Source organism: Nocardia shimofusensis NBRC 100134 (assembly GCF_001613125.1).
In the GTDB taxonomy this organism is placed as follows: Bacteria; Actinomycetota; Actinomycetes; order Mycobacteriales; family Mycobacteriaceae; genus Nocardia; species Nocardia shimofusensis.
Map to the genome: position 1 here is coordinate 41,674 of NZ_BDBT01000021.1, position 7,094 is coordinate 48,767.

Consider the following 7,094-nt stretch of genomic DNA (forward strand, 5'->3'; position numbering starts at 1 on the left):
CCGCTCCGGCAGAACCCGTGGTGGGGTGAGCCGGTCCGGCTCACCCTCGCTCATACAGCAGGCCCGCGCGATTGTCGCGCGGGCCTGCTGTCGTGTCGGGGTGTCTCAGTTGTCCTTGTCGGGCGGGAGCTCGCCGGTGACCAGGAAGATGACCCGTCTGCCGATTTCCACGGCGTGGTCGGCGAAGCGCTCGTAGTAGCGCCCGAGCAGCGTGATGTCGACCGCGGCGGCGACGCCGTGCTTCCATTCCCGGTCCATCAGCAGGGTGAACAGATGGCGATGTAGGTCGTCCATCGCCTCGTCGTCCTGGTTGAGCTGGGCGGCGCGCTCGGGATCGCGGGATTCGAGCACCTCCCGCGCGCTGTGGCCCATGTTGACCGCGATCCGGCCCATCTCCGCGAAGTAGCCGTTGACTTCCTCGGGCAGGGCGGGCTGGGGATGGCGACGGCGGGTCACCTTCGCCACGTGCACCGCGAGCACGCCCATGCGATTGACATCGTTGACGATCTGGATGGCGCTGACCACCTGGCGTAGGTCGCCGGCGACCGGCGCCTGCAGCGCGAGCAGCGCGAACGCGCGTTCCTCGGCGTCGGCGATCAACTCACCGATGCGATCGCTCTCGCCGATCACCTGCTCGGCGAGTGCGAGGTCGGCCTGGAGCAGCGACTGGGTGGCCCGGTCCATGGCCGAACCCGCCAGATCGGCCATCTCGCCGAGAAGGGAGGCGAGATCGGCCATTTGCTCGTTGTAGATGACACGCATGCTTGCAAAGCGTAGTGCGGTGTGGCGACCACGTCACCAACGGTGGGTTACAGAAGGGTGCGGCGGTGTTGCCGACCGCCCGGGAATCGCCCGGGTGGTCGGCTCACGCGCACAACTCGCCCGCCGCGTTGACGTGCTCCAGGTCTTCGGGCAGTTCCAGCGGAGTTTCCTTGGACGCGCCCACGGCGGGCAGTCCGGTGATGGTCGCGCCGACGTCGGTCGGGCTCTGCACCACCAATCCGTTCGCCGAGTCGGCGCCGATGACGATCTCGACGATGCCGCCCAGATCCTCGTCGATCTCCAGGCTCGCGCCCGGCACCGCGCTCGCGACGGTGGCCGCCTCGGCCTCGTACCCGGAGGAGAAGCGGACCTTGGTGACCGAGGAGGTGCCACCCTCGAAGTTGGCGGTGTTGTAGATGGAGAAGCCCTCGTTGCCGAACCTCGTCGCCGCGGCGGCCGCCAGGCCCGAGTAGCCCGAGCCGTTGGAGACCAGCAGGCTGATCGTCTCCGGATCGACCGCGACGTACTCCGGCGGGGTCTGCGGTTCCGGCGGGGTCTGCGGTTGCGGCTCGTCCGGGGTCTGCTCACCGGGGAGCGGCCGGTCGTCGCGGATCGCGGAGAAGATCGCCTTGATGTCGGTCTCGCGCGGGATCTCGTTGCCGTAGGAGGTGGTGCCCGCGGTGGGGATGGTCAGGAAGGTGACCGCGCCCGCTTCGACCTTCTGCAGCGAACGACCCAGTCGCAGCAGATCCTCGGGCTTCACATTGTCGACGAAGGTGTGCTTGGTGAAGGCGTTGATGAAGCCGTTGAGCTTGCCGGGATCGAGCAGGACATTGCTCGACAGCGCGCCACGCAGCAGCGAGGCCATGAACCGCTGTTGCCGGTTGATCCGGTCGTAGTCGCTGCGTTCCTCGCCGTAGACGTGGCGCGCGCGCACGAAGTTCAGCGCGGTGTGGCCGTTGACGACCTGTTTGCCTGCCTTCTCCAGTACGGTGCCCAGGATGCCGTCCTCGAGCGGCTGGTTCGAGCACACCTCCACGCCGCCGATCGTGTCCACCATCGCCTCGAAACCCGCGAAATCGATGCCGATGAAGTGACCGATGTTCAGGCCGGTCATCTTGCGCACCACGTTCACCAGGCAGCGGGGACCGCCCAGGGCGTACACGGCATTGAGCTTGTCGCCCATCGCCGGGGGGAAGGTCTCGTCGGTGTAGTCGGCATTGTCGTTGTCCCAGCGGTCGCACTGCGGCCGGGTGACGTCGAGGTCGCGGGGGAACGACACCGCCACCACCCGGCGCCGGTCCTTCGGGATGTGCACGAGCATGACGGTGTCGGCCCGGGCGCCCTCGGCGTCCTCGAGCGTGCCCGCGCCCATCTTGCCGTTCACGCCCGCGCGGGTGTCGGTGCCGACGATCAGATAGTTCTCGTCGCCGAGCTGGGCGTCGCCGTCGACCACGTCTTCCGGGTTGCCGTCGAGCGCCGAGACCTGGGTGAAGCTGTTGTTGGTCGACTGCAGGTAGCTCCAGCCGCCGCCGGTGGTCAGCAGGGCGAGCACCGCGAACACCGCCGCCATCGAACGGCCCATCGTCCTGGCCCTGCGGCTGCGGCGTTGCTTGTTGGCGGCCGCCCGTGACAGTGGAGCGCTGGGCACCGATTTCGGCTCGGCCCGCGAGCCGCCCTTCGCGTCGCCGCCGCCCTTCGCGTCGCCGCTGCCCTTCGCGTCGCGGCCGCCCTTGCCGCCGCTGTCGGTGCCGCCGCTGTCCGTGCCGACCGCGGCCTCGAGGTCACGAGCCTTCGTGGCCCTTCCGGGGCGGCCGACCGGCCACCGGCTGCCGCGGCCGGTCTTGTCGTCGGCCACCGGCGGCAGGACGTCGGTGACCTCCTCGGCCCGTTCCGGCGGCACGGCCTTGCCGGGGGCGCCGCGTTTGCCCCGTGCCGGAGCCGCGAAGGCGACCTGCTGTCCGCCCGTGATGTCCTCGACGACGGGCGAGGTCCGGCCGCGTCGGGTGGACTCGCCGCGGCCCGGGGGTGTGGCGGCACGACGTGTCGAGGTCGGCTCCGCGGCGGCGCCACGCCGCGGCGGGGGTGGCTCGGCGGGGGCGGTTCGGCGGGTCGCGGCGGGGTCGGCCGAGGCGGCGCGACGCGCGGGGGGACTGTCGGCCGCAGGAGCGCGACGGGGCGCGGCCGGTGGCTCGGCGGGAGCGGAATGCCGCGACGACGGTGCGCCGGGCGGGGTGGCGCGAGGCGCGGGGGACGCGCCCGCGGTCGGGGGCCGGGAGGCCGGGATATCGGGAGCACCGCGACGCGGCGCGGCCTCGGGATTGCGCGCACCGGACACACCGCGTGGCGGCGTGGCGGCGGGGGGACGAGCGGGCGCAGCCGGGTCGGCGTCACGCCGGGCGGATCGGGCGCCGGCGGGATCGGCGCGGCGGCGCCGCGAGATGCGCTCGCTGTCGACCTTCTCGACGAGATCCTGAACGGTCAGCGGGGCCGCGTCGTCGTCGGTCTCACCGTGCCTCGAACGCCGTGAGGTCCAGACGCCCTCCTGCTCGTCCTCCGCCGCGGGAGTGCGCTCCCACGGGGCACGACCTCCGGGCCGCTGGGCATGCCCGTGCCGATCGTCACCCACCAACGAACCTCGCTTTACTTCTTTGCTGTCGCTTGGGCCGAGCTCGACCAGCACGAAACGATTTCGCCAATGATAACGATTCCGCCACGGTCAGGCAGTCCGGTGCGAAATCGGCTACGCCGCAACAACGTTTCCGCAGATCAACCGCCGCTGTGCATGACATCGGCCGCTGCCGGGACCGCTGGATCGTCGGGATCGTCGAGCCAGCCGTGCGGCAGCGCCACCTTGCCCGGCGAGCCCTGACGCCCGCGCGGACCCTCCGCGTGCCGGGGGAAAGGCGCCCCCGGATCCAGTTGCCCGATCAGATCGCCGAGTTGGTTCAGGCTCGACACCGTCGCGAACGAACGGCGCAGATCGGCGCCGACCGGGAAGCCCATCAGATACCAGGCCATGTGCTTGCGCAGATCGCGCATCGCCTTGTCCTCGCCGAGATGCTCCGACAGCAACGCTCCGTGCCGGTAGAGGATCTCGCCGACCCGCCCGAGGTTCGGCGGCGCAGGCAGCGGCTCACCGCGCAGCGCGGCCTGCAGTTCGGCGAACAGCCATGGTCTGCCCAGGCATCCGCGCCCGACCACGACGCCGTCGCACCCGGTCTCGTCCATCATCCGCACCGCGTCCTCGGCGGCGAAGATGTCGCCGTTGCCCAGTACGGGGATGGTGGTGACCGCTTCCTTGAGCCTGGCGATGGCCGACCAGTCCGCCTGCCCGGAATAGCGCTGGGCGGCGGTGCGCGCGTGCAGCGCGACCGCCCGGGCGCCCTCGCCCTCGGCGATGCGGCCCGTGTCCAGGTAGGTGTGGTGCTCGTCGTCGATGCCGATACGGAACTTCACCGTCACCGGCACGCCGGCCGGTTCGGCGGCGGCGACCATGGCGCGCACGATGCGGGCGAACAGCGCCCGCTTGTAGGGCAGCGCCGCGCCGCCGCCGAGCCTGGTCACCTTGGGCACCGGGCAGCCGAGGTTCATGTCGATGTGATCGGCCCAGCCCTCGCCGACGATGATGCGCACGGCCTCGCCGAGCGTTTCCGGGTCGACGCCGTAGAGCTGCATCGAACGCGGATGCTCGTCGGCGTCGAAGGACATCATGTGCAGCGTCTTCTCGTTGCGTTCCACCACCGCGCGGGCGGTGATCATCTCGCAGACGTAGATCGACGTCGGGCTGCCGAACTCCCGGCACAGCTTGCGGAACGCCAGATTGGTGATGCCCGCCATCGGCGCGAGCACAACCGGCGGGTCGACCGGATACGGGCCGATCCGCAGCGTGGTCTTCGCCTCGGTAGTCATCGTCACGGTCTCCAGTGTCTCATCACCGCGCCCACGGCAGGCCGGACGCCCGAACCGGGTGTAGGACGCGCCACACGCACGACAGACGAGAGCACCGCCTCCGGAAGCCCGGCGGCGGTGCCCTGGGTCGTGCGAGTGCGCGGAGATCAGCCCGCGGTCGCCCCCGTGAGTTCGCGCTTCTTCGCCTCGCGCGCCAGCATGCGGTCGCGCTGCTCCTCGAATTTGACGACGTCCTGGGACAGCTTCTCCAGGAAGGCGGCCAGCCGCTCGCGGGTCTGCTCACCGCGCGCGGTGAAGTCGTTGCGTTCGAAGATGTCCCACTTCTTGAGCACCGGCTGCACCACCTCTTCGAGATGCTGACGCAGGTCGTAGATGCCGTGCTTGGCCATCAGCACGCCGTTGCGGCGGAAGTTGGGCATGCCCGCGCCGGGCATCTGGAAGTTCTCCAGGATCAAGGTGATCGCGTCGAGCGCCTGGTCGGGCACCAGATCCAGGGCCGCGCCGCACATGTTGCGGTAGAAGATCATGTGCAGGTTCTCGTCCGCGGCCACGCGCTGCAGCATGCGGTCGGCGATGGGATCGTCGCAGACCTTGCCGGTGTTGCGGTGGCTCACGCGGGTGGCGAGCTCCTGGAAGGTGACGTAGGCGACCGAGTGCAGGAAGCCGGCGTCGGCGTCGGCGGGGGAGGCGAAGCCGTTGGTCATGTGGATCATGCGCGCTTCTTCGAGCGCGACCGGATCCACGCCACGGGTGACGACCAGGTAGTCACGCATGACGATGCCGTGGCGGTTCTCCTCGGCGGTCCAGCGGCCGACCCAGGTCCCCCAAGCGCCGTCCTGCGAGAAGTTCTCGGCGATCTCCCGGTGGTAGGAGGGCAGATTGTCCTCGGTGAGCAGATTGGTGATCATGGCCGCCTTGGCGACCTCGCTCAGCTTGGACTGCTCGGGATCCCAGTCCACGCCGCCGAGCGCCGCAAAATTGCGCCCCTCGTCCCACGGGACGTAGTCGTGCGGATGCCATTCCTTGGCCAGAGAGAGGTGACGGTTGACGTTCTCCTCGGCAACCGGCTCCAACTCCGTGAGCAGCTCGAGTTGAGTCAGATCCCTTGCCATGTATCAGCCCTTCATAGTCTGCGTGCGCTCTTGCAGGTTGTTTGTCGGAGCGGACCGTGCCCGATGCGGCCATACCTTACGGCACCGTAGGTGTGATACGGAACGCTATCGGCGGTGTGGACCCGAAGTGCGGACCGAAGTCCCCACGCCGGACGACGATGGTCCCCGCGACGGCATTGCCGCAGGCTGCGGCCACTCCGAGTGTATGCCCGACCGGGCGGCGAGTGGGCTGGAAGCCCCGCGCCGCGACCCTCGTTCCCGTCTCTATCGGCACGGCGGCCGATTCGTTAGCGCCGGGTCCGCGTCGAAGGGGAAACGGCGACTGTGCTGGGCCGACGGCGGTGCCCGGCCGCGCGGGCATCCGGCGCGCGGCCGACGGCCCCCTGTGTCTGTTCACGCCCCGGCTCCGGTAGCTCTGTGTCGATTCACGCCGTGCCTGATCAGCCCGATTACCGATTTTCCGCCGGGTGTCGTCTCGTGCACGCACAACGGCCTGTCCGCCGATGCGGTGGGCAGGCCGTTGCCGGCCTCCCGGCGCCGAGGCCGGGATCGGTTTCAGCGCTTGCCGCCGAGCAGCCCGCCGAGAACGTTGCCGAGCGCCCCGCCCGCGTTCTCGGCGATGGCCTTCCCGATCACGGCACCGATGCCGCCGTTGCCGGCGCTGCCGCCGATGAGCCCGCCGAGGATGTCGCCGAGCGCGCCGCCCGCGGGGGCCGGGGCCGGCGCGGGCGCCTGGGCCTGCGGCGCGGCATTGCCGCCCAGCAGCTGCTTGGACAGGTAGGCCAGCACGATCGGCGCGAGGATCGGCAGCAGCTGGGCGACGAGCTGGTTGCCGCCGGTGCCCTCGGTGGCACCCAGCGCGCTGATGACGGGTTCTTCTCCCCGCCGAAGACCTTGTCCACGATCTTGGCGCCGTCTGCCGCGTCGACCTTCTCGATGTCCACCGAACCTGCGCCGGCCACCAGGCTCGGATCGTGCTTGTTCAGCGCGCCCATCAGCGCCGCCGCACCCTCCGGCTGCGTCGCGTTTGCCCGCAGCCCGCCGAGCAGGGTCGGCAACGCGGCCTGCACGGCCGTGCGCGCGGTGGCTTCGTCCACACCCAGCTGGTCGGCGATCTGGGTGACCGGAACGTTGGAAAGCAGTTCGTCGAAGGAAGTCATCGGCTCCGCCTGTGTAGAAATAAGCCACGAGTATGCCCGTGACGTCCCCACAGTAAAGGAAAACCCGTCGGGCATACCCTGTTTCATGGTTGCTGCGACGATGCCGAAACCCCTCTCTGTCGCGCGCGGTGAGAGCGCCGGGGGGACC

Annotated in this window: 4 protein-coding genes and 1 pseudogene; all 5 read right to left on the bottom strand. The window is 70.0% G+C overall.

The genetic code is table 11. The annotated features are described in order from the left end of the window. Positions 1-105 precede the first annotated feature (105 nt). The 5 genes and pseudogenes from phoU to NS3_RS30675 all read right to left on the bottom strand — a co-directional run bounded on the left by phoU (position 106) and on the right by NS3_RS30675 (position 6,946). Positions 106-762, bottom strand: a complete 657-nt coding sequence (gene phoU / locus NS3_RS19870) for a phosphate signaling complex protein PhoU (protein WP_067861953.1) — start codon at positions 760-762, stop codon at positions 106-108. 103 nt (positions 763-865) lie between these two features. Continuing rightward, a complete protein-coding gene (locus NS3_RS30130) occupies positions 866-3,391 on the bottom strand; it encodes an LCP family glycopolymer transferase (protein WP_245649706.1) in 2,526 nt (841 codons plus the stop codon). 140 nt (positions 3,392-3,531) lie between these two features. Then, complete coding sequence (gene dusB, locus NS3_RS19880) at positions 3,532-4,674, bottom strand: tRNA dihydrouridine synthase DusB (protein WP_067861960.1); 1,143 nt, start codon at positions 4,672-4,674, stop codon at positions 3,532-3,534. A 146-nt stretch (positions 4,675-4,820) separates the two neighbouring features. Next, positions 4,821-5,786 carry an acyl-ACP desaturase gene (locus NS3_RS19885; RefSeq protein WP_067861964.1) on the bottom strand — a complete coding sequence of 322 codons (966 nt, stop codon included), beginning with the start codon at positions 5,784-5,786 and terminating at the stop codon, positions 4,821-4,823. A 555-nt stretch (positions 5,787-6,341) separates the two neighbouring features. Beyond that, positions 6,342-6,946, bottom strand: a pseudogene (locus NS3_RS30675) (DUF937 domain-containing protein). Between the last annotated feature and the right edge of the window lie 148 nt (positions 6,947-7,094).